The sequence below is a fragment of the Shewanella marisflavi genome (assembly GCF_002215585.1).
Taxonomy (GTDB): Bacteria; Pseudomonadota; Gammaproteobacteria; order Enterobacterales; family Shewanellaceae; genus Shewanella; species Shewanella marisflavi.
Genome location: NZ_CP022272.1, coordinates 3,802,592 through 3,827,784, shown reverse-complemented (window position 1 = coordinate 3,827,784; position 25,193 = coordinate 3,802,592). Strand labels below are relative to the sequence as shown.

Genomic DNA, 25,193 nt, shown 5'->3' with positions numbered 1-25,193 from the left:
CCATATGGCTTATAGCAAAATTAACCAGCCAAAAATTTCTGATGTGATCATGAATCAGTTGGAGCAGATGATCCTCGAAGGAAGTCTGCAACCGGGTCAGAAGTTACCACCAGAGCGTGAATTGGCACTGCAATTTGAAGTCTCTCGACCATCTCTTCGTGAAGCAATTCAAAAGTTAGAAGCAAAGGGCCTGCTGCTGCGTCGTCAGGGCGGTGGCACCTATGTCAAAGAGCAACTTTGGCAGAGTCTTGCTGATCCTATTGTGGAGCTGATGCACAGCGATTCTGAGAGTCAATACGACTTACTCGAGTTTCGTCACGCCACTGAAGGCATGATGGCCTATTTTGCGGCGCTTCGGGGAACCGACGCGGACATGCAAAACATCAAACAAAAAATCCAAGCAGTTGAAGCCGCCTCTGACATAGAGACTAAGGCCGAGGCGATTGTGTGCTTTTATCGCGCCATTGCCGAAGCGTCTCATAACGTGGCCATGCTGCATTTGGTATTAAGTTTAACTCCCGTGCTGCATAAGAATGTGGCGCAAAACTTAGAGTTGCTAAGGCGTAGAACCGATGCCTCTAAGATGGCGAACGAACATAGGCAAGATCTGCTTGCCGCCATTGTACGCCGTGACCCTGAAGCAGCAAGAGAAGCCTCAAACGAGCACTTAAGCTACATTGAGGAAGTGATGTTGTCTGTGAGGGAAGAAGATAGCCGGTTGCAGCGTAGTCTGCGCCGTTTGAAGAGTGGCGCATAGACCAATGGTCTAGTCGCCACTTTTTACTATTCAACTCATACAATTAATGTATATAGGGAAGGACTGCGAAATGTCTGAACATATGCTACAAGATTTAGATCCGTTAGAGACTCAAGAGTGGGTCGATTCATTACAAGCCGTGTTAGAGCAAGAAGGCCCAGAGCGTGCTCACTATCTCTTAGAGAAACTTATCGACAAGGCTCGTCGTAACGGTACTCATCTGCCTTATAAAGCAACGACTGCGTATTTGAACACTATTCCAGCGGGCCAAGAGCCACATATGCCTGGTAACCAAGAGATGGAGCGTCGTATTCGCGCTATCATTCGTTGGAATGCCCTCGCTATGGTGCTTCGTGGATCGAAGAAAGATCTTGAGCTGGGTGGTCACATTTCGAGTTTTGCCTCTAGTGCGACAATTTATGACGTTTGTTTCAACCACTTCTTCCGTGCACCAAACGAGAAAGATGGCGGTGACTTAGTCTATTTCCAGGGTCATATCGCCCCAGGTATCTATGCGCGTTCTTTCCTTGAGGGCCGTTTAACCGAAGATCAAATGGCTAACTTCCGCCAGGAAGTAGACGGTAAGGGTCTCTCTTCATACCCACATCCTAAGTTGATGCCTGATTACTGGCAGTTCCCAACGGTATCTATGGGTCTGGGTCCGATTCAAGCTATCTATCAGGCACGTTTCCTTAAGTACCTGACTGACCGTGGTCTGAAAGATTGTTCTGAGCAAACCGTTTACTGTTTCCTTGGCGATGGTGAGTGTGATGAGCCTGAGGCACTAGGTGCTATCGGCCTGGCTGCACGTGAAGAGCTGGATAACCTAGTGTTCGTGATCAACTGTAACCTACAGCGTCTCGACGGCCCTGTACGTGGTAACGGCAAGATCATTCAAGAGCTTGAAGGTGAATTCCGCGGCGCAGGCTGGGAAGTGGTTAAGGTTATCTGGGGTCGTTACTGGGATCCACTATTGGCTCGTGACACCAGCGGTAAGCTACTGCAGCTGATGGAAGAAACCGTTGATGGTGAATACCAAAACTGTAAAGCCAAAGGTGGTGCTTATACCCGTGAACACTTCTTCGGTAAGTACCCAGAGACGGCTGAAATGGTTGCCAACATGTCAGATGATGATATCTGGCGTCTAAACCGTGGTGGCCATGATCCGGTTAAGATCTATGCCGCGCTACAACACGCGAAAAACACTAAGGGTCGTCCAACCGTTATCCTGGCGAAAACCGTTAAAGGTTATGGTTTGGGTGATGCCGGTGAAGGTAAGAACATTGCGCATAACGTCAAGAAGATGGATATCAGCGCCGTACGTTACTTCCGCGATCGCTTTAACATCCCAATTCCGGATGACAAGCTAGAAGAGATCCCATTCTATCACCCAGGTCCAGACTCGGAAGAGGTGAAGTATCTTCTTGAGCGTCGCGCTGAGTTGCATGGTTCTATGCCGGCTCGCCGCGAGAAGTTCTCTGAAGATCTGGAAGTGCCATCACTGAAGATTTTTGACTCTATCCTGAAAGGATCTAATGGTCGTGAGATCTCTAGCACCATGGCGTTTGTACGTATCCTGACTGCACTACTAAAAGATAAGAAGATAGGTAAAAACATTGTCCCTATCATTCCTGATGAAGCGCGTACCTTCGGTATGGAAGGCCTGTTCCGTCAGGTGGGTATCTATGCCCATGAAGGGCAAAAGTACGTGCCACAAGATTCGGATCAGGTGGCTTACTACCGTGAAGATAAGTCGGGTCAGGTGCTGCAAGAAGGTATCAACGAGCTTGGCGCAATGTCTTCATGGGTGTCTGCGGCGACCAGTTACTCGGTTAACGATACGCCAATGATCCCATTCTACATCTACTACTCTATGTTTGGTTTCCAACGTATTGGCGACATGGCATGGGCGGCAGGTGACATGCGAGCCCGTGGCTTCATGGTCGGTGGTACGTCAGGTCGTACGACCCTGAACGGTGAAGGTCTGCAGCATCAGGATGGTCACAGCCATGTATTGGCGAACACGATTCCAAACTGTATCTCTTATGACCCAACTTATGGTTATGAGATTGCGGTTATCGTTCAAGATGGTATCCGTCGCATGTACGGCGAAAACCAAGAAGATATCTTCTACTACCTGACCACTATGAACGAAAACTATGTTCAACCTGAGATGCCAGAAGGCGCTGAGGAAGGCATAGTTAAAGGTATCTACAAGCTTGAGTCTGTATCAGGCAGCGGCAAAGGTAAGGTACAGCTGATGGGCTGTGGCACCATCCTTGAGCAAGTTCGCAAGGCGGCGCAGGCATTGGCGAAAGACTTCGGTATCTCATCTGATGTATTTAGCGTGACCAGCTTCAACGAGCTGACTCGTGATGGTCAGGCGGCAGAGCGTTACAACATGCTGCACCCAACTGAGACGCCTAAGCAGGCTTATATCAGCCAAGTGCTTTCTAGCGATTCACCAGCCGTTGTTGCCACCGACTATATGAAGATATATGGCGAGCAGCTACGTGCTTATGTTCCTACCGACTACAAGGTGTTGGGTACTGACGGTTTCGGCCGCAGTGACAGTCGCGAAAATCTGCGTCACCACTTCGAAGTGGATGCTAAGTTCATCGTGATCGCCGCGCTTAAGTCGCTGGTTGACCGCAATGAACTGCCTGTCGAAGTGCTTGCTAAGGCGATTGCCGAATACGGCATCGATGCAGACAAGATTAACCCACAGTTCGCGTAAGGGGATAAAGAATGGCTGAATTAAAAGAAGTTTTAGTCCCCGATATCGGTGGGGATGAGGTACAGGTTATTGAGATCTGTGCTGCGGTAGGCGATAACCTCGCTGCCGAAGAGTCTATCATTACCGTTGAAAGCGACAAGGCGACCATGGATATTCCTGCGCCTTTCGCCGGTAAACTTGCCGAACTCAAGGTCGCTGTGGGTGATACGGTTTCTGAAGGAACGCTGATCGCCATGATGGAAGCGGGTGAAGCGCAAGCCGCCGAGCCAGCTTCTGCAGCGCCAGCAGAAGCCGCCCCTGTTGCTGCTCCAGCTGCGCCTGTTGAGTCAGCTCCTGCCGCGGCTCCAGCCTCAGCGCAAGTGATTGAAGTCACTGTGCCGGATATCGGTGATGCGTCAGATGTTGACGTGATTGAAGTGCTGGTGGCCGTGGGTGACAGCATTGATGTCGACACAGGGCTTATCACACTTGAAACCGATAAGGCGACCATGGAAGTCCCTGCGCCAGCCGCGGGTGTGGTCAAAGAGATGAAAGTGGCCGTTGGCGACAAGGTCTCTCAAGGTTCTCTGGTCTTGATGCTTGAAGTCAGCGGCGGTGAAGCTGCGGCTCCTGCGGCAAGCGCGGCTCCAGCACCAAGTGCAGAGGCTGCACCAGCGGCAGCTGCCAGCATCGAAGTGAAAGAGATTAGCGTACCCGATATCGGCGACGCGTCTGATGTCGATGTTATCGAGGTTTTGGTGGCAGCGGGTGATGTGATTGAGGCTGACCAAGGCCTGATCACCCTGGAAACCGACAAGGCCACCATGGAAGTACCTGCACCGTTCGCCGGTAAACTGGTTTCTGTGACGGTTAAGGTAGGCGATAAGGTTTCTCAAGGTAGCGTCATCGCGACTATTGAGACACAGTCGAGTGCCCCAGCGGCGGCTCCAGCGCCAGCGGCTGCACCCGCAGCTCCAGCTCCGCAAGCCAGTGCGCCAGCACCTGCGGCGAACAAGCCGCCTGTGCCGCATCACCCGAGTGCCGGCAGCAAGCCTGCAACGGGCGCCGTGCACGCCTCGCCAGCGGTTCGCCGTCTGGCACGTGAATTTGGTGCAGACCTGACTCAGGTTACTGGTACCGGCCCTAAGGGACGTATTCTGAAAGAAGACGTTCAGGCCTTTATCAAGTATGAGCTGTCTCGTCCGAAAGCCTCTGCGGCCACTAGCGTGGGCGCCGGTGAAGGCGGCCTGCAGGTGATTGCTGCGCCTAAGGTTGATTTCGCTAAGTTCGGTGAAGTGGAAGAAGTACCGCTGAGCCGTATTCAGAAGATCTCTGGACCTAACCTGCATCGCAACTGGGTGACTATCCCTCATGTGACCCAGTTTGACGAAGCAGACATCACTGAGATGGAAGCCTTCCGTAAGCAGCAAAACGAGATCGCCGCTAAGCAAAAGACTGGCGTTAAGATCACTCCGCTGGTGTTTATGATGAAGGCGGTTGCTAAGACACTGCAGCAGTTCCCTGTGTTTAACGCCAGCCTGAGTGCCGACGGTGAGTCGCTGATCAAGAAGAAGTACTATCACATCGGTGTGGCGGTTGATACGCCAAACGGTTTGGTGGTGCCTGTGGTTCGTGACGTCGACAAGAAGGGTATTATCGAGCTGTCAGCCGAGCTGATGGAGATCTCAGTTAAGGCCCGTGATGGCAAGCTAAAAGCAGCCGACATGCAAGGTAGTTGCTTCACCATTTCTAGCCTAGGCGGTATTGGTGGAACGGCATTTACGCCTATCGTGAACTATCCTGATGTGGCGATTCTTGGTGTATCTAAGTCTGAGATTAAACCTAAGTGGAATGGTAAAGAGTTTGAGCCTAAGTTAATGTTGCCGCTCTCTTTGTCTTACGACCACCGTGTGATCGATGGCGCCATGGCAGCACGCTTTAGCGTCACGCTGTCAAGTATGCTGTCCGACATACGCACACTTATTTTGTAATGATGAAGGCTACTCAACATGAGTAGCCTTTTGTTTAACTCCTTGAAAGGTTAAAATGCGGCCACCTTACAAGAACTAACGTTCAAAAAGCTGGCGTCATAATGGGTTGGGCCGGAATTCCTCCCAACACAATGAGAAAGAATAGAGGAAAACATGAGTAACGAAATCAAAACTCAGGTAGTGGTTTTAGGTGCAGGCCCTGCAGGTTATTCAGCAGCATTCCGTGCTGCCGACTTAGGTCTGGAGACTGTTATCGTTGAACGTTTCAGCACCCTAGGTGGTGTGTGTCTGAACGTGGGTTGTATCCCATCTAAGGCATTGCTGCACGTATCTAAAGTGATCGAAGAAGCTAAAGCCATTTCAAACCACGGCGTGGTATTTGGCGAGCCACAGATTGACCTGGATAAACTACGTGAGTTTAAGCAGAGTGTTATCAGCCAGCTGACTGGCGGTCTGGGCGGTATGTCTAAGATGCGTAAAGTCAACGTAGTGAATGGTTTCGGTAAGTTCACTGGACCTAACACTATCGAAGTTGCCGGTGAAGATGGTGTGAAAGTGGTTCACTTTGAGCAAGCGATCATCGCTGCGGGCTCTCGTCCAATTCAACTGCCTTTCATTCCTCATGAAGATCCACGCATTTGGGACTCAACCGATGCGCTAGAGCTGAAAGAAGTGCCAAGCAAACTGCTGGTTATGGGCGGTGGTATTATTGGTCTAGAGATGGGTACCGTTTATTCGTCACTGGGTAGTGAGATCGACGTGGTTGAAATGTTCGACCAGGTGATCCCAGCCGCTGACAAAGATATCGTTCGCGTCTACACCAAGAAGATCAAGAAGAAGTTCAATCTGATCCTAGAGACCAAAGTGACTGCCGTTGAAGCGAAAGAAGACGGTATCTATGTGTCTATGGAAGGTAAGAAGGCACCGAGTGAGCCAGTACGCTACGATGCGGTATTGGTGGCTATCGGCCGTACACCAAATGGCAAGCTGATTGACGCTGACAAGGCTGGCGTGAACATCGATGAGCGTGGCTTCATCAATGTTGATAAGCAGATGCGCACCAACGTACCACACATCTATGCTATCGGTGATATCGTGGGTCAGCCAATGCTGGCACACAAAGGTGTGCATGAAGGCCACGTTGCCGCTGAGGTGATCGCTGGCATGAAGCACTACTTCGATCCTAAGGTGATCCCATCAATCGCTTACACAGATCCAGAAGTGGCGTGGGTTGGTCTGACTGAGAAAGAAGCTAAAGAGCAAGGTATTGCTTATGAGACAGCGACTTTCCCATGGGCGGCTAGTGGTCGTGCGATTGCTTCAGACTGTTCAGACGGTATGACTAAGCTGATTTTCGATAAGGAAACTCATCGTGTGATCGGTGGTGCTATCGTGGGTGTTAACGGTGGTGAACTCCTAGGTGAAATCGGTCTGGCTATCGAGATGGGTTGCGATGCAGAAGATTTGGCTTTGACCATTCATGCTCACCCAACTCTGCATGAGTCTGTTGGTCTCGCCGCTGAAATCTATGAAGGTTCAATTACCGATTTGCCAAACCCTAAGGCAAAGAAGAAAAAATAATTACTTGTTAAATAAAAAAAGCGCTCATTGAGCGCTTTTTTTTTGGTAGGCTAACTTATATATTATATTTTTGTAACAGTTGTAAGTTTATTGCGCCATGCCCCAACCCCGTTGTACCGTCTGTTTTAAATGGGATCTTCTATGAGCTATAGCCAGGCGTTACGCTTAATAGGCCTTTGTTTGCTGCTGTTCTGTGTTAGTGGGCCGAGTGTTGGCGGCGATCTGGTGCAGAGGGTATTTGGTGCCCGGGATGGACTCAACAATGCCACGGTAAACGATATCAGCTTCGATGAGTATGGCTATACTTGGCTCTCCACCGAGCAGGGGCTGTACCGTATCAGCGATACCAAGGCCAGGCGTATCGATAAAGATGCCAACCTTATTCGTCTTTCCGATGAATATATCTATCTTACTGAGTCACTCAGTAAGAAACACCTACTGGTCAGCAGTTATGCCAACACCTATCTGTACGACATCATCAATGATAAGTTTGTGCAACTCGGCACGCCGCAGCTTTTTCCCGAGTTTCATCGCGGTGGCCTGCAGGCAATTACTCGCCAGAAGGATGGCAGTTATGTACTGCTAAGCTACCATGGCGAATTGTATCGTCTTAATTATGAGGCGATGTCGCTCTCATTTATTAGTGCTCTGCCCACCGATCCCGACATGCCTTGGTTTGTGTTGTCCCAATTTGGCGATTCGCAGCTTATTGTGGGTAAGAGTTATGAGCTGCAGCTTAGAGACAGCCTAGGCATGCTCAGAGGGCTGTTTCCCTGGACCGAGGAGCAGGGGCAGATCAAGAGTCTGTTTGAAGACAGAGCTGGTCGGCTCTGGCTGGGGTCGAGCAACGGCTTGTACCGCGTCTATCCAGATACTTTAACGCTGGAAAAGGTAGAGCAGCTTCCCTTTTATGTGACTCAGATGGCTCAGGACAAGTTGGGCTTTCTCTGGTTGTCAGGACGAGAGGGGCTGATCAAGTGGCATCCAGATACCTTAGAGCTCAAACGCTTTACCGATGACTTAAAATTGGCTGCTGATTTGGATTATATCTATGATTTGGCGGTCGATAGTAACGATTTGGTATGGGTTGGTGGCTCGGGTGATGGACTGGCGATCATTGCCGATAACCCTGATTTTGTTATCGACGACTTTACTCAGCGTGCGCCATATCGTCTTAGTGACGAGATGGTGTGGACAATATATGCCGATGAGCAGCAACTCTGGCTGGGGACTGATAAAGGGCTTATCGAGATAGATAGGGTTGCAAAGACGAGTCAAACCTTTGTGCCTGACGACCTGGAGGTGAATGACAGTGTCTATATGGTGAGCCCATTTGATGAGCAATATCTGCTGCTGGGGACCACCAATGGCTTGTTTGTCTATGATAGATTGAGCCAGAAAACACTGCGCTTTGCCGAGATCTCCGGTGGGCGAACTTCCCTCGAAAATAAGATGATCTACTCTACCTATAAAGATCCGCTTATTACCTCACGCTGGTGGTTTGTTACGGCTACGGGTCTGTTTTATTGGGATAAAGGCAGCTTGGAGCCGAGCCGGATGCCCGTTAAGGGAGTTGATGGCACTCAGCATCAGATCCCACTTAGATCAATTTACCGCGGGGCCGATGGCAAGCTGTGGGTGGGCGGTGAGAACCTGTTTGGCTACATAGATAACAAGGGGCTCTTCTATTCTCGTATCGATATCTTTGCCGATAACAATATCTCTATCGACGTCAGTTATATCAAAGAGGTGGACTCGGGGGTGCTATGGCTGGGCACTTCGCCTAAGGGCTTAGTGGAGTATCATCCAAAAACAGGCTTGACCTATTTTCTGACCGACAACTGGCAGGTGGATTGTAGCTCTATCTATTTTATCGAGCAGTTGCCTGGTTATCGCGTGCTTGGCTGTGCTAATTCTCTGATCCGGCAGGACTTGACCACGGGCAGCTTGACTGTGATTGAGAAACAGGATGGTTTAATCAGCCATGAGTTAAACGATGGTGCCGCTTATTATGAGCCAAGTGCCGGTTTGTTTGTCGGGAGTCCTGATGGTGTGAGCCTGGTTGATGTCTCTTTAATGCGTAATCGTTTGGCAGAAGATGGCATCATGATGGAGTCAGTGTCTGTTTTTTATGAAGACAGTACCGAGATAAAGCTGGTTCCAGACCCCGGCATGCTTATAAAGCCCGGTGCGCGTCTGATCAGCTTCCAACTCACCAGCCTGGATTATCTCACCGATATTCCATTTCAATTACAGTATCGTTTGCGCCATGGTCAGAACTCGGAAGAGAGTAAGTATCTTCAGCTGATGGGCCAGTCTCAGGTGAACGTCTCAGGTCTTAAAGAGGGCCGCTACACCTTAGATATCCTCAGTGAACAAAATGGTGTCTGGTCGCAAACCCCCTATTCATTTAGCTTTGTCGTAGAAGATTACTGGTGGAACTATGACTGGTTTAGGGCCTTGGTCATTATCTCTTTGTTGTTGGTGGGGCTCTATTTCCTGCTGTTGCGCCAGAAGCAGCTTAGCGCCTTCAGACGGGTAAATCGGGCGTTAAAAGATAGTGAAGATAGACTGCGTCAATCGCTGCGAGGAAGTGACTCCGAATTGTGGGAGTGGCATAGCGACAGTGACTCATTTTTGCTGGAAAATCGTGGCCGCTATTTCCCCGATAAGGGAGATGCCTTTGAGCTTAAGATGGAAGAGTTCCCCATCTACGCCGATGATCAGGATAAGGTGTTTAGCGCCTGGAAGCGCCTATTGTCTAAGCAGGACGACAGGCTTGATGTCGACTACCGCTACCGTCGACCAGATGACTCTTGGGGCTGGACTCGTGTGCGCGGTCGAGCCCTTGAGTTTGATGCCGTGAGCGGCAAAGTCAGAAAGGTTGCGGGGATCTACACGGATATCACCACTCAGCGTCGCTTAGAAGATGACGTTAAGCTGTTAGCGCAAGCCTTTGCCAATACCTCTGAAGGGGTGCTTATCTTAGATGCTGATGAGCGGGTTAGGGTTTCTAACAAGGCGGCGCAGAAGATTTTGGGCATGACCGCCGATGAGTTGATTGACCGCTATTTTGCCCAGTTGGTGCACAGCAGCGAAGAGCGAAGTGATGAGATCAATATCTTGCTGGAGCAGGGGATCACCTGGACCGGAGAGCATGAGTTTCAGTGTGCCGAGGGGCTTATCTGCCCCGTGTGGTTAAATCTGTCGACCATGACGGATGAGCGTGGCGCTATTAGCCACTATGTGGCGGTGTTCTCCGATATTACCGAGCGAAAGCAGACCGAGGCGGACCTGCGCCGCCTGGCTAACTATGATGTGCTCACCGGTCTGCCCAATCGCTCGTTGTTTGCCTCTCGCTTAGCCAAATGCATCCATCGCGCCGAACAAACCCAAGAAAAACTGGCGTTGATCTTCCTCGATCTGGATCGCTTTAAGAATGTTAACGATTCCTATGGTCACAGCATGGGGGATGCCTTACTCGTTGAGGCCGCTAGTCGACTGCAATCTTGTGTGAGCGATAATCACACCTTGTGCCGTTTCGGTGGCGATGAGTTTGTGATTTTGATGCGAGACATGGCAGATATCGATGAGGTCAATCACCTGTGTGAAGCCTTGATTCGCCAAATCGAGCAACCGTTCGAGCTCTATGGTCGCGAGTTCTTTATCTCTACCAGTATCGGTGTAAGCCTCTGGCCGGATGATGCCAAGCAGCCTGAGGTGTTGATCAAAAACGCCGATCAGGCGATGTACCACGCTAAAGATGAGGGGCGTGGTAATTTCCAGTACTTCTCGGCCGAACGTAATGCCGAAGCGCTCTACCATCTTAAGTTGGAAGCTGAGCTGCGCAAGGCGATAGACAGGCAGGAGTTTGAACTCCATTTCCAGCCGCAGATCGATATCCTCAAAGACGACAAGGTGGTGGGCATGGAGGCGTTGCTACGCTGGCATCATCCTACAGAGGGCTATATTCGTCCCGATATTTTTATTCGGGTGGCTGAGTCTTGCGGACTGATCATCGATATCGATCGCTGGGTGATCAAACAGGCCTGTATTCAGGGAGCTAAGTGGGGTGAGGAGTTCGGCGAAGAGCTGAAGCTGTCGGTTAACGTGTCGGCAGTGCATTTCAGGCAGCCCGACTTTATTCAGGATGTGCAGCAGGCGCTCCAGGAATCGGGGATGCCGGCTAAGATGTTGGGGCTGGAAATTACCGAAGGCGTTTTGATGAAAGAGCTACATGTGGCCAAAGATCATCTCGAGGCGCTCAGAGCCATAGGCATAGATGTGGCTATCGATGATTTTGGTACTGGCTATTCATCCCTTGCCTACCTGCGCAGCTTCGATGTGAGTACCTTGAAGATTGACAGATCTTTCCTTATCGATATCGCCAACAACGAGGCCGACCAGGCGATTGCCAGCAGTATCATAGAGCTGGCGCGTAACCTCAAGTTGAAGGTGGTGGCAGAAGGGGTGGAAACCCAAGAACAGCTGGAGCAGGTCTTTAGTCGCGGTTGTTACATCATTCAGGGATACTACTTTGCTAAGCCGATGGCCACTGCGGAGTTTGAACAATACCTCAATGCCCAACTTCAGTAGATCTGTTAAGACAATCTTATTGAAAAGTGAAAATTTTCTCGTTATTTAAGATGTTTGTTAGAATGCCCTGTTCCTTTAACAATAAGATGATGAACTGCCGATGACCAAGCCTTTCCTACTCATTTTTCTGCTAATGAGTATCTCTAGTGTAGCCGTGAGCCAAGAGCGGCCTAAAATCGGTCTGGCACTCAGTGGTGGCGGTGCCAAAGGAGCGGCTCATATCGCCGTGCTTAAGGCGCTGGAGGCGGAACAAATCCCCGTCGATTATATTGCCGGTACCAGTATTGGGGCTTATGTGGGGGGCATGTATGCTCTGGGTTATAGCGCCGAAGAGATCGAAGAGATCATGATGGGCGCCAACTGGAATGCAGGCTATTCAGATACCATTCCCCGCGCAGACCTTAGTTATCGCGGCAAACAGCAGCGCGACCGATTTAATTTACCGATCAATGTGGGTTATAGAGACGATGAAATAAAGGTCCCGAATGGCCTACTGCACGGTCAGTCTATGTCTATTTTGCTACAGCGCTCGACAGATCTGGTACATAAGTTCGAACATTTTGACGAGCTGCCCATCCCCTATCGTGCGGTGGCGACCGACCTCGAGACCAGCGGCGCCGTGGTGATCGACAGTGGTAGCTTGGTCGACGCCATGCAGGCGTCGGCGACAGTGCCGGGTGCGCTACAGGCCGCCCAGTATAAGGGCCGCATCGTAGTTGATGGCGGTATCGCCAACAATATGCCAGTGGATGTGGTTAAGGCCATGGGCGCCGATATCGTCATCGCCGTGGATATCGGCTCCTCCTTGGTGACACGAGAGCACCTAGAAAGTACGGTTGCCGTGTTAAATCAGTTATCGACCATGTTGACCAATGCCAGTACCGAGCGGCAGAAGCAGTTGCTGACCGCACAAGATATCCTGATCCGCCCCGAGGTGGGGGCGCTCAGTACCACAGACTTTACCATCATGCCTGAAGCTTTTCGTTTGGGTGAGGTTGCCGTTAAGCAGCAACTAGATAGGCTAAAGCAACTTACCGTGACCTCAGAGCAGTATGCTGCCTATCAGGCGCATAAAGATGCCGTCAGCGTAGGCTGGCTCTATAACCTGTCGCAACCAGTAGTGGAAATACGTTTTGACAATAACTCTCTGGTGAGTCAGAAGCTGCTGGCTGAAACCTTAGGCATAGAGCCTGGAGAGGTGGTCGATAAGGCCAAGTTGGAGAAGGGGATAAATAACGTTTACGCCTTAGATAAATTTGAGCGGGTTAATGCCGAGTTTATTGATACGGAAGAGGGGCGTGTCATGGTGCTGCAAACCCGAGCCAAGTCGTGGGGACCCAATTACTTTCAGCTTGGCTTTAGCTGGGAAGACGACTTCACCTTAGATTCTGCCGTGGCGTTTGATGTCGCTTATACCATGACAGATCTCACTGCTTATGGCGGCGAATGGCGCAATGAACTGCGTCTGGGTTATGAGAAATTGCTCTCCTCTGAGCTGTATCTGCCTTTGGATTCTGATCAGCGTTATTTTTCCCGTGCCGAATTAGGTTATGAGAATAAAGAGTGGACCCTCTATGAAGAGAATAATCGTGTCATAGAACTTGATCAGGTTAGGTTCCGCGCCGAGCTGGGCGTTGGTCTTAACTATATCAAGGAAGGGAAAGTTGAAGTTGGTTTGGTGGGGGAAAGCGGTTATCTGGATAATGCGGTATTTATCGGTGAGCAAGACTATAGCTCCTATGGTGCCTACCTCAAATTTGGCTTCGACGACTTAGACAGCATCAGCTTCCCGACCTCGGGTAATCGAGTCACGATTAATATGTACTATCGCCGTGAGCATTCTCCCGACATTTTTGGAGAAGATCCTTCCGAGACTTCATTCCAGATCAAGGCCGATTGGCGCGGCGCCCTGAGTGTCGGCAATCATGCCTTCGTGGGTAAGGCCTCGCTGGCGACCGTAGATAAGGAGCGGGGCTTTAGTGTTAACGTGTCTGAGTTAGGTGGTTTCCTCAACTTATCCGGATACCACAAGAATGCCTTGGTGGGGCCGCACAAGCTGTTCGGTGCCTTCATTTATCAATACGATCTGGGGCGCGACATGCTGGGTATGACTGATTACCCTCTCTATGTGGGTACCAGTATTGAGGCGGGTAATGTCTGGTCTATTCGAGACAGTGTCAGCTTCGACGACCTTATCTATGGTGGCAGCCTCTATCTGGGGACTGATACACCCATAGGTCCTGCCGCGATCGGTTATGGCTGGACTGACGATGGCGAAAATACTGTCTTCCTGTTTCTGGGTAAGAACTGGTAGGCAGATAAGGGCGTCATACAAAGTTACAAAATCGCCCTACAGTCAGACAGACTGGGGTGATAGTGTGTCATTCGCAATGGTTTAACTAACAGAAGATTAACAATAAAGCGTAAAAAAAACCGGGGATTTCGAGATGAAAAGAGTCAGTCATTTGGCATTAGCCGTGGCACTAAGCTTGGGCCTGGGTGCCTGCAGCAGCCAGGATGCCAGTAAAGTAGAGAGTGTGCAAACGGCCAAGGTGTCGGGTGTAGAGAAAGAGAATTTCGACCCTCAAGTGCGTCATCAGGACGACTTCTACTACAGTGTTAACGGTCATTGGCTGGCAACCACGCCAATCCCGGCTGACAAATCTAATTACGGCGCTTTCTCGGTTTTGTATGAGCAGAGCCAAAATGCGTTAAAAGAGATCATCGACGAAGTCGCCGCCATGCCAAACAAGGCAGAAGGCTCGAGTGAACAGAAAGTGGGTGATTTTTACGCCAGCTACATGAACACCGATCTGGCCGAGCAGCTAGGCGTAACGCCAATTAAGGCGCCGATGGCTGAGATTCAAGGTCTTAAGAATCATCAAGATGTTGCCAACCAAATGGGTAAACTCTTGGTCTCTGGTGTGCAGATGCCTCTTGGCTTCTACGTTAATAATGATGCCAAAAAGTCGACCCAGTATGGTGTCTATTTCTACCAGTCTGGCTTAACCCTGCCGGATCGCGATTACTACCTGAAGGACGACGCCAAGTTTGTCGCCAATCGCGCTGCGCTGCAAAGCTATATCGCCGAATTGCTAGAAAAGGCAGGCTATTCTCATGCCCAACGTGCGGCGAAAAATGTCGCCGAGATCGAGCATTTCCTGGCAGAGAGTCAGTGGACGCGCACCGAGTCACGTGACGCCAATAAGAGCTACAACAAGATGGATATCGATGGCTTGCAACAGACGGTGAGCAACTTCGATTATTCACAGTTTGCCAACGGCGCCGACATGAATAAGGTCACCGAGGTGATTGTTCGCCAGCCCTCTTTCTTCGAGAAATTTGGTAAGCAGTTTAATCAATTTAGTGTGGAGCAGTGGCAAGATTACCTGATGTTCCATCTGGTCGACAGCTATGCCGAGTTGCTGAATAAAGAGTTGGTTGACCTACACTTTGCTTTCCATGGCAAGACTTTGATGGGCATCGAAGAGCAGAAGCCACGCTGGAAGAAGGCGGTAGATGCGGCCGATCAGGTGATTGGTGAGTTGGTGGGTAAAGAGTACGTTAAGCGTCACTTTAAGCCAGAAGCCAAGGCGCGTATGGAAAAGATGATCCAAAACCTGATCAAGGGTTTCGAGGTGAGCATCAATGAGCTCGAGTGGATGACGCCCGAAACTAAGGTGGCGGCCCAAGAGAAGCTGTCTAAGTTCAACTACAAGATAGGTTATCCAGACAAGTGGAAAGATTACACAGATCTTAGCATCAAGGCGGATGACCTGGTGGGTAACTACCTGCGTTACGCGCACTTCGAGTATAAGAGCATGCTGGATAAGCTAGGTCAGCCAATCGATCGCACCGAGTGGCACATGACGCCACAGACGGTGAACGCTTACTATAGTCCTGTGATGAACGAGATCGTTTTCCCCGCTGCGATTCTGCAACCGCCATTCTTTAACATGGATGCCGACGATGCGATCAACTATGGCGGTATCGGCGCCGTGATCGGTCATGAGATCAGCCATGGTTTCGACGACCAAGGGGCCAAGTATGACGGCGATGGCAACTTGAGAGATTGGTGGTCAGACAAAGACAGAGAAGAGTTTAACAAGCGCGGCGCTAAGCTGAGCGCCCAGTATTCTGGTTATGAAGCCTTGCCTGGTAAGTTTGTGAATGGCGACCTCACCTTGGGGGAAAACATTGGTGATCTGGGTGGCCTAACCGTGGCCGCGCGCTCTTACCAGCTGAGCCTCAACGGTAAAGAGGCGCCAGTGATCGACGGCCTGACCGGTGAGCAGCGTCTGTTTATCGGTTGGTCTCAGGTATGGCGCCGTAACTATCGCGATGAAGAGCTGGGTCGTCGTCTGCTGACCGATCCGCATTCACCAAGTCATTTCCGCGCCATGGGTACGCCCCGTAACATACCGGCCTTCTACGAGGCATTCGATGTTAAGGCAGGCGACAAGATGTACCTGAGCGAAGAAGATCGCGTGAAGATCTGGTAACTCAGAGATAAATGTAAAAAAGCCCATCCTAGGATGGGCTTTTTGGTATTTGAACTCGATAGATTTAACGCATCAGGTAGTCGGCCAGCTCATTGAGACTTTTGAGTTGCTGGTGAGCGGCGGCCCATCTGGCTTGGCTCGCCTCATGGGGCGCAGGGATCACAACTGTATGCATATTGGCGGCCCTGGCGGCGATTAGGCCGTTGAAGGAGTCTTCTATCGCTAAACATTCTTGTGGTGGCACTCCTAACGCCTTGGCGCAATTGAGATAAACCTCAGGGTGGGGCTTACCCAGCGCCAGAGACTCGGCGCTCTCTATGGCATCGAACTTATCTGCAATGGCTAATTTTTGCATGACGGCATCGATCAGTTGCTGGGGCGAGGAAGTTGCCAAGCCTATTTTAAGGCCGCTGCGCTGAGATGCTTCAAGAGCAGCAGCTACGCCGGGCATAGCCTGGCCGTTGCGTAATATCTCCTCGGCGACCCGTTGCACTATGGCCTCAGAAGTCGCTTGATTATCGTAATCCGCCCAGGGATGACGTTGATACCAGAAGGCCACTACCTGATCGATGCGTAGGCCTGTGGTTTGCTGGGTATCGATAAGGCTGATGGGCAGGCCCAATTGGCGAAATACATGGTATTCGGCGGCTTGCCAGCTCGGTTCCGAATCGATAAGGACGCCATCCATATCGAAGATGACAGCCGATAAATTCAATTGGCTCATGATGAAGAGTCCTGCTCTTTTAGGCGGGGAAAGTGGAATATTATGCGTATTCTTCGGTTAAATACGAGTCTAAAGCCAAAGTTTTTTGCCTTAATATCTTGAGCAAACTTCAGGCTTTTCTCGTTTAGAATAAATTAATCTTTGTTTTATAAAGTCTTTAATATTAGGTGTTTAGCTGTTGATTCAAACTATTGTCTAATTTCATTTGTTTTATGGCTAGGATAATTTGCACTGCGCCCTAGGAAATCCCGGTAATTTCTCACTTCTAAGAGTGTGATCTGATTCATACTTTTGCAAAGCTGTAGTATAATGCGGCCGGAAATACGGGTTGAGCCTGCTTGACTGTGAGCTTCAGAATTGAAGACGTGCAGTTTCGCTGTTAGAACGCCAAACAAAGAGGAATGTTGCCGTGCTAGAAGCATATCGTAAACACGTCGCAGAACGTGCTGCAGAGGGCGTAGTCCCTAAGCCACTAGATGCCCATCAAGTGGCCGAATTAGTCGAATTAGTAAAGAATCCGCCTGCGGGTGAAGAGGAGTTTATCCTTGACCTGCTCGAAAACAGAATTCCACCAGGTGTTGACGAAGCTGCCTATGTAAAAGCGGGCTTCCTCGATGCGGTTGCCAAAGGTGAGGTAACGTCTCCTATCCTATCTTCAGCCCGCGCCGTTGAGCTACTGGGTACCATGCAGGGCGGTTACAACATCGAACCTCTAATTGGTCAGCTAGACAATGAAGCTCAAGCGCCTTTGGCAGCCAAGGCGCTGTCAAACACCTTGCTGATGTTTGATGCTTACCACGATGTGGTTGAGAAGATGAAAGCGGGTAACGCTTTCGCTAAGCAAGTGGTTGAGTCTTGGGCCAACGCCGAGTGGTTCCTGAACCGTCCTAAGCTGGCTGAAAAAGTGACTCTCACTGTATTTAAGGTGACTGGTGAAACCAACACCGACGATCTGTCACCGGCACCCGATGCCTGGTCACGTCCAGATATCCCACTGCATGCCTTAGCCATGCTGAAAAACGCGCGTGATGGCATAGTGCCAGACGAAGCGGGCGTGAAAGGTCCAATCAAAGAGATCGAAACTCTGAAAGAGAAGGGTCATCCACTGGTTTATGTGGGCGACGTTGTAGGTACAGGTTCTTCACGTAAGTCTGCTACCAACTCAGTACTTTGGTTTATGGGCGACGATATCCCAAATGTGCCTAACAAGCGCGCTGGTGGTTTCTGTCTGGGTGGCAAGATCGCACCTATCTTCTTCAATACCATGGAAGATGCCGGTGCCCTGCCAATCGAGCTAGACGTGAGCAAGATGAACATGGGTGATGTGATTGACATCTACCCATACGAAGGTGTGGTTAAGCTTCACGGCAGCGACGAAGTTATTTCAGAGTTCAAGCTCAAGACTGAAGTCTTATTAGACGAAGTACGTGCCGGTGGCCGTATTCCCCTTATCATCGGTCGTGGCTTGACTGATCGCGCACGTGAAACTTTAGGTCTGCCAGCCTCTGACGTATTCGTACGTCCACAAGATGTGGCCGACTCTGGTAAGGGTTACACCCTGGCGCAGAAGATGGTAGGTAAGGCATGCGGCGTTGCCGGTGTGCGTCCTGGCCAATACTGTGAGCCTAAGATGACCTCTGTGGGTTCACAAGACACTACAGGTCCTATGACGCGTGATGAGTTGAAAGACTTGGCATGTCTTGGCTTCAGTGCCGATCTGACCATGCAGTCATTCTGTCACACCGCGGCTTATCCTAAGCCAGTGGACGTGAACACTCACCACACGCTGCCTGACTTCATCATGAACCGTGGCGGTGTATCGCTGCGTCCAGGTGACGGTGTTATCCACTCTTGGTTAAACCGTATGCTGCTGCCTGATACTGTAGGTACTGGTGGTGACTCTCATACTCGTTTCCCAATCGGTATCTCTTTCCCTGCGGGTTCTGGTCTGGTGGCTTTCGCCGCGGCGACCGGTGTTATGCCACTGGATATGCCTGAGTCTGTATTGGTTCGTTTCAAGGGCGAGATGCAGCCTGGTATCACGCTACGTGACCTGGTACATGCGATTCCGCACAAGGCGATCGAGATGGGTCTGCTGACCGTTGAGAAGAAGGGCAAGATCAACGCCTTCTCTGGTCGTATCCTGGAGATCGAAGGTCTTGAGAAGCTGAAGGTTGAGCAGGCGTTCGAACTGTCTGATGCCTCTGCCGAGCGTAGTGCTGCCGGTTGTACCATCAAGCTGGACAAAGAGCCTATCATCGAATACCTCAACTCTAACATAGTGATGTTGAAGTGGATGATCGCCGAAGGTTACGGTGACCGTCGTACCATCGAGCGTCGTATCACTGCGATGGAAGAGTGGTTGGCTAACCCAGAGCTGATGGAAGCCGATTCTGATGCAGAATACGCCGAAGTGATCGAGATCGATCTGAACGAGATCAAAGAGCCTATCCTGTGTGCGCCAAACGATCCAGATGATGCCGTACTGCTGTCAAGCGTGAAAGATACTAAGATCGACGAAGTATTCGTGGGTTCTTGTATGACTAACATTGGCCACTTCCGTGCAACCGGTAAGATGCTGGACAAGTTTGCTACGACTCTGCCTACCCGTCTGTGGATCGCTCCGCCAACTAAGATGGACCGTGATCAGCTGACAGAAGAGGGTTACTACGCCATCTTCGGTCGTGTTGGTGCGCGTATCGAGATCCCTGGTTGTTCTCTGTGTATGGGTAACCAGGCTCGTGTTGCCGAGGGTGCGACAGTGGTTTCGACTTCTACTCGTAACTTCCCGAACCGTTTGGGTACAGGTGCAAACGTTTATCTGGCCTCTGCCGAGCTAGCCGCCGTTGCTGCGCTGCTGGGTCGTCTGCCAAGTGTTGAAGAGTATCAAGAGTACGCGAAAGAGATCGATGCGACAGCAGCCGATACATACCGCTACCTGAACTTCGACCAGATCGACTCTTACACTCAAAAAGCGGGCGAAGTGATCTTCCAGTCTGCCGTGTAACTTAGTTAGATTGCGCAAAAAGGCCAGCTAAATAGCTGGCCTTTTTTATTGGGGTTTACCTGTGATTTAAACAAAGTCAGCGGTTTGCTCTCTATTAGGAGTATTTGGCGTGCAAGGCTTCTAGGAGCTGATCTTCTAGCTGGAAGCGGGTTTCCATGGCATCACCTAAAGAGGAGAGATCTTTATCCAGCTGGTAGAGGATCTTGTCGTCGCTGGCGCTGGTGTATTTGTCATTGAAGTCCAGCGCGAGATCTGTGGTTTCGCTGATCTTAGGTACTATGGTCTGTGCCAGTGAATGGCTTGATTCGCCATTTTTCTCACAGGCGGTCATCACGCGGTCATAGACTTCGAAATGGCCTTCGGAGACATAGTCTACCAATAGGTCACAAAACTCTTTAACTGACTTGAAGGCGGGGAGTGATTTGTCCATTGCCTCATAGGGGGGCAATCCTGCGATTTGGCAGTAGTTAATCAGTAGCTTACGACGGTGGTTGAGCCATTGATCAATCAGTTTGTTGGCGCCTCCCCATTTCTGTTCGGCCCGTTCTAATTGCTTAAGCATGATGGTCCCCATCGAATTCTTCTTCTGTGACTTCTAATGTAGGTGACAACCACTGCTTTGATCAACCATTTTTTAGTCAATCTCGGCGATCTTTCAGCTGGTCGAATCTGATTGTTTTGTATACAAAATGGTTGGGTCGGGAGTAATCGAGGGAGCAGAAATAAAATGCCCAGCGATAGAAATCTATCGCTGGGCGAGTAAAGTTTTTGCGGGCTCGATGCGACGAGCTTCTTGATTGTTCTTGCTAGCGCAGACTTTTTATATCAAAGGCGAGGAGACGGTGCAACTTTTTTCGAATGAAATGCGGTGTAGAGCGACTAATCATTGTCGTGAGTCAGTGCCCCTGTGATGGGAAGTCGAGGCAAAAAAATAATCAAGCGGCGTTTGTCACATAAATGTGTTGATGGAGGTTACTTTACTCGCGTAAATGCTAAACTACTGTCCCAGCGAAAATCAATAAGCGTAGGAATAGAGCCTTATGGCAGAATTAAAAAATGATCGTTATTTACGTGCCTTACTGAAACAGCCTGTTGATGTGACTCCTGTGTGGATGATGCGTCAAGCAGGTCGTTACCTTCCTGAATATAAAGCGACTCGTGCACAAGCTGGTGACTTCATGTCACTGTGCCGTAACGCTGAGTTGGCTTGTGAGGTGACGTTGCAACCGCTTCGTCGTTACGATCTCGATGCTGCGATCTTATTCTCTGATATTTTGACCGTACCGGATGCGATGGGACTGGGTCTCTATTTCGAAACTGGTGAAGGTCCACGTTTCGAGCGTCCAACCGATACCATAGACGCCATCAAGAAGCTGGCTGTGCCGGATCCAGAAGATGAGCTGGGTTACGTGATGAACGCCGTTAGCACTATTCGCCGCGAGCTGAAAGGCGAAGTGCCGCTGATCGGTTTCTCCGGTTCGCCTTGGACCCTGGCGACTTATATGGTCGAGGGTGGTTCAAGCAAGACCTTCGAAAAGATCAAGAAGATGGCTTATGCCGAGCCAGCTGCGCTGCACATGCTATTAGACAAGTTGGCCGATTCTGTGACTCTGTATCTAAATGCTCAGGTGGCTAACGGTGCTCAGTCGCTGATGATTTTCGATTCATGGGGCGGCGCTCTGTCGCATACTGCCTACCGTGAGTTCTCTTTGCGTTACATGCAGAAGATTGTTGATGGCCTGACTCGTCATGCCGATGGCCGTCAAGTGCCTGTGACCCTATTTACTAAGGGTGGCGGACTCTGGTTAGAAGCCATGGCCGAAACCGGTTGTGATGCACTGGGTCTTGACTGGACTGTAGACATTGCCGATGCACGTCGTCGTGTAGGCCACAAGGTTGCCCTTCAAGGTAACATGGACCCATCGATGCTTTATGCTTCTCCTGAGCGCATCCACGAAGAGGTGCGTCAGATCCTTGCGGGTTATGGTGAAGGTTCAGGCCATGTATTTAACTTGGGTCATGGTATTCACCAGCATGTGGATCCAGAGCATGCGGGCGCCTTTATTAAGTCAGTTCACGAACTGTCAGCGCAATACCACAAGTAATCGATATCGCAAGTAATCGATACCAATAGTGAGATGGCCAGCCTGGTTAACCCGGCTGGCTATTTTTTTGTCTGAAAGGTGCCAGCTCTCATCAGCCCCCTACAGGTAAAAAAATACCTAAGATGTCATGGGATGTAGGCTTGGCTAATTTAAATTCAATAAGCAAAGATAAGTTTGCTTTATAAAAAATATATTAATCAGTATGTTGGTGCTTAAGATTGTCCTGTTTCGTCTCTTGGCGGCCAGTTGATCTTCTATCCCCTGCCGCGGCAAGTTAAATCGGCCGTTCAGCGCTATTTCTCTTTCAATCTCAATCTATTTCTCTTCTTATCTCAATATGGCTGTATCGTCTGAAGAGAGCACTTAAGTTTTTATAAATTATTACAAAAATATCTCATCGCCTTAATAAGTGGTGAACTGGCTCTCAATTTGTTTCGACAGTTACGCCTCAATTGCCAATTCCTGCGCTAAGTCAATGCAGGCGCTGATTGTCGCAGGCAGGCTATTGGCTAGTTTTGCAACGGCCAGATGCTCGGTAGTTTAATCCCTAGGCCAAATAGGGTATTTTTCTCGCCGACCTGATCACCGCACTAAAGCGACCCTATAGGATGGCTCTGATTTACGATGCGCATTAGCAAGAAAATAGTGGTTTTTGTGGTGGGCTTTTGCCTGCCTGCCATATTGGCCATCGCCTATAGCTTAAGTGTGTGGTTTGACATGCGCCTCGCCGATATTCAAAAGGAGGAGGGGCGCCGGACTCTGCACAATATTGCTCTGCATCTCGAGGAAGATTTGCATCAATTCGAAATGTTGGCGCAAATTTATGGTGTGCCTATGGCCTTGTTGCCCTCAGAGCAGCAACAAACATTGTCGGCTAACTGGCAGGCTATGGCGCAATCGAGTCAGGTCAATTTCTATACCCTGCAGGGGGAGCGCCTAACGTCTTTTGACCGAGATAGCCGAGAGCAAGAGTTAGAGCTTAATGCCTTCTTGTCCGAAATCAGGGAGCTATCAAGCATCAAGACAGGTTTCCTACTTAAAGGTCAGTTAGGCTATCTGGTCAATGTTATCCCCCTCTCATTTGAGCGCCAGTTGCTGACGGTGAGGCGAGTCGATAACGTCTTGTTGGAGCACTATCAGCCTTATGCAACTTCCGTGCGATTGAGGTTGGCAACCACTGAGGCGATGCCGCTTACCCAAGAGGACTCCCTAAGGGAGACGCTTGAGGTGCCTAACCTGCTAGCTGACCAAACCTTGCTGCTCGATATAGAGTGGGCTGAGCCGTTAAGTAAGGTCTCTAGTGCGCCGATGACATTTATCTACCTTGTCGCTGCTATCAGTTTGCTGCTCTTGCTGCTGGGTTATCTTTGGTTGCGCCATGGGGTGGTCGACCCGTTAAAGCAGCTGTTAAAGCAGCTCGCCAAGGTGGACCCAACGGCTAAGACTTATCAACCGGTCCGCAGCTCCGGGGCCTCTGAATTTATGGTGATCTCAGAACAGATCAATAGCCTGCTTGCGCGCATATTTCAGCAAAAAGAGCGCTCTAAGATCACCCTCGAAGCTATCGCCGAAGCCGTTATTCTCACCGACAGCTGGGCTAAGGTGATCTACTTAAATCCTCAGGCCGAGCGCCTGCTTAGGATAAAGGCGGAAGCGGCGGTGGGGATGAGTCTGGACAAGGTATTTCGCAGTGAAAGTCAGTTAAATGAATCCTTATTTGCTTTCATGGCCAGCGGGACCGCGACGCCAATGCTGAGTAAGGTGAAGTTTAACAGTCATGAGCCACGATTGATGGAGCGTAGCATCAGCAACCTTAGAGGGCTCAACAGTAAGAGCATTGGCACGGTTATCGTGCTAAGAGATATCACTCAGGAGGAGTTGTTAAAGCATCAGCTCAGGCGTAGGGCCAACTTCGATAATGTGACTGGCTTATTGAATCGCTGCGCCTTCGAGGAGCGTTTAAAGGGGTTTGCCGAAGATGCGCAGACATTAGCCATCTGCTACTTGGATCTGGAGCAGTTTAAGCTGATCAACGACTCCTGTGGTCATAACGCCGGTGATGCCATGCTTGAGATGGTCGCTAAGGCGATACAGGCGAGTCTCGATGATAATGGCTTGTTGGCACGTCTCGGGGGCGATGAATTTGGCTTGGCCCTTAAAGATCTGGGGGTGGTGCCCTTGGCGCAGCAGGTTAAGCAGATCATCGACGCCGTGGGTAAGCAGGTGATGGAGCATCACGGTTGTCATTACCATGTGGGGATCAGCGCTGGTGTGGCCATGGCTAGAGCGCCCTATATCAATCCATTAGAACTGCTTAAAGATGCCGATATTGCCTGTATCGCCGCCAAACGTAAGGGCAGTAATCAGGTGCATTTTTATGATGATAAGGACAAGGAGCTCACCTATCAGCGTAACGCGCCTAAGTGGGCTGTGCGTATTGCTCAGGCGATAGAGCATAATGAGCTGCTGCTTTACTATCAACCGATTAAGGCGCTTAGCGAACAGGGCAAGCAGCGCATGGAAGTCCTATTGAGGATCCAGGAGCCTTGCGGCCGCATCTTGGCACCAGCGCAGTTTATTGCCGCGGCGGAGCGCTTTAAGTTAATGACAGACGTCGACAAAGAGGTGATCCGCAAGACCTTCCTTTGGCTCTCTCTTCACGAAGAGCTTTGGGCGGATCACTGTTTGTCTATCAACCTGTCGGCTAATAGCCTGGGAGCCGAAGGCATGGTTGAATATATCATTGCTCAATTGGAACGATTCGCGATTCCCAGTCACTGTATCTGTTTTGAGATCACCGAGACGAGCGCGATTCAAAATCGCAATCGAGCGATGGAGATGCTCAATCAGTTGAAGAAGCAGGGGTTCTCTTTCGCCCTGGATGACTTCGGCACTGGCTTTGCGTCTTATGGCTACTTAAGAGAGCTACCGGTCAACTATGTCAAAATTGACGGCTGCTTTATCAAGTCGCTTGCCAGCAATGCTAAGGATTATGCCATCGTCAAATCGATCCATGACGTCTGTCAGGTGATGGGGATCGAGACTGTGGCCGAGTTTGTGGAGAACCAGGAGATCATAGATCGCCTTCGATCTATCGGCATCAATTACGCGCAAGGCTACGCCATCGGCAGACCGAAAAGTCTGGAGAGTTACCTCAGCCCTGTGTCAGACAATGTGCATAGATTATTGGCTTAGGTGAAAATTTGGACTTGTG

The 25,193-nt window shown here is 50.2% G+C and carries 12 protein-coding genes; 10 read left to right on the top strand and 2 right to left on the bottom strand.

Annotated elements, in window-relative coordinates:
• Nucleotides 1-4: 4 nt before the first annotated feature.
• The 7 genes from pdhR to CFF01_RS16805 all read left to right on the top strand — a co-directional run bounded on the left by pdhR (nucleotide 5) and on the right by CFF01_RS16805 (nucleotide 16,143).
• Nucleotides 5-757: a pyruvate dehydrogenase complex transcriptional repressor PdhR gene (gene pdhR / locus CFF01_RS16835; protein WP_033540798.1), complete on the top strand. Its 753-nt coding sequence runs from the start codon at nucleotides 5-7 to the stop codon at nucleotides 755-757.
• A 70-nt stretch (nucleotides 758-827) separates the two neighbouring features.
• Nucleotides 828-3,494: a pyruvate dehydrogenase (acetyl-transferring), homodimeric type gene (gene aceE, locus CFF01_RS16830; protein ID WP_033540797.1), complete on the top strand. Its 2,667-nt coding sequence runs from the start codon at nucleotides 828-830 to the stop codon at nucleotides 3,492-3,494.
• 11 nt (nucleotides 3,495-3,505) lie between these two features.
• Nucleotides 3,506-5,464 (top strand): dihydrolipoyllysine-residue acetyltransferase, encoded by a 1,959-nt coding sequence (gene aceF, locus CFF01_RS16825; protein ID WP_088905552.1) that lies wholly within the window; start codon nucleotides 3,506-3,508, stop codon nucleotides 5,462-5,464.
• 153 nt (nucleotides 5,465-5,617) lie between these two features.
• Nucleotides 5,618-7,045 carry a dihydrolipoyl dehydrogenase gene (lpdA, locus tag CFF01_RS16820; RefSeq protein WP_088905551.1) on the top strand — a complete coding sequence of 476 codons (1,428 nt, stop codon included), beginning with the start codon at nucleotides 5,618-5,620 and terminating at the stop codon, nucleotides 7,043-7,045.
• Nucleotides 7,046-7,186: 141 nt separating this feature from the next.
• A complete protein-coding gene (locus CFF01_RS16815; RefSeq protein ID WP_088905550.1) occupies nucleotides 7,187-11,641 on the top strand; it encodes an EAL domain-containing protein in 4,455 nt (1,484 codons plus the stop codon).
• A gap of 100 nt (nucleotides 11,642-11,741) precedes the next feature.
• Nucleotides 11,742-13,955, top strand: a complete 2,214-nt coding sequence (locus CFF01_RS16810) for a patatin-like phospholipase family protein (protein WP_088905549.1) — start codon at nucleotides 11,742-11,744, stop codon at nucleotides 13,953-13,955.
• 133 nt (nucleotides 13,956-14,088) lie between these two features.
• On the top strand, nucleotides 14,089-16,143 hold the full coding sequence (locus CFF01_RS16805; RefSeq protein ID WP_088905548.1) for a M13 family metallopeptidase: 2,055 nt from the start codon (nucleotides 14,089-14,091) through the stop codon (nucleotides 16,141-16,143).
• Between the two features lie 64 nt (nucleotides 16,144-16,207).
• On the opposite strand, the gene hxpB is transcribed toward CFF01_RS16805, so the two are convergent.
• The gene (gene hxpB / locus CFF01_RS16800) at nucleotides 16,208-16,867 is read right to left on the bottom strand and encodes a hexitol phosphatase HxpB (protein ID WP_088905547.1); all 660 of its coding nucleotides are present in this window, start codon (nucleotides 16,865-16,867) and stop codon (nucleotides 16,208-16,210) included.
• Between the two features lie 409 nt (nucleotides 16,868-17,276).
• Here hxpB and acnB point away from each other — a divergent pair, with 409 nt between their 5' ends.
• Nucleotides 17,277-19,874 carry a bifunctional aconitate hydratase 2/2-methylisocitrate dehydratase gene (gene acnB / locus CFF01_RS16795; protein ID WP_088905546.1) on the top strand — a complete coding sequence of 866 codons (2,598 nt, stop codon included), beginning with the start codon at nucleotides 17,277-17,279 and terminating at the stop codon, nucleotides 19,872-19,874.
• 94 nt (nucleotides 19,875-19,968) lie between these two features.
• Here the strand turns inward: acnB and rsd are convergent, their stop codons facing one another.
• Nucleotides 19,969-20,436, bottom strand: a complete 468-nt coding sequence (gene rsd, locus CFF01_RS16790) for a sigma D regulator (protein WP_198387074.1) — start codon at nucleotides 20,434-20,436, stop codon at nucleotides 19,969-19,971.
• A 478-nt stretch (nucleotides 20,437-20,914) separates the two neighbouring features.
• Between rsd and hemE the strand changes: the two genes are divergently transcribed.
• The gene (gene hemE, locus CFF01_RS16780) at nucleotides 20,915-21,979 is read left to right on the top strand and encodes a uroporphyrinogen decarboxylase (RefSeq protein ID WP_033539516.1); all 1,065 of its coding nucleotides are present in this window, start codon (nucleotides 20,915-20,917) and stop codon (nucleotides 21,977-21,979) included.
• A gap of 624 nt (nucleotides 21,980-22,603) precedes the next feature.
• Nucleotides 22,604-25,174: a putative bifunctional diguanylate cyclase/phosphodiesterase gene (locus tag CFF01_RS16775; protein WP_088905544.1), complete on the top strand. Its 2,571-nt coding sequence runs from the start codon at nucleotides 22,604-22,606 to the stop codon at nucleotides 25,172-25,174.
• The last annotated feature ends 19 nt before the right edge of the window (nucleotides 25,175-25,193 follow it).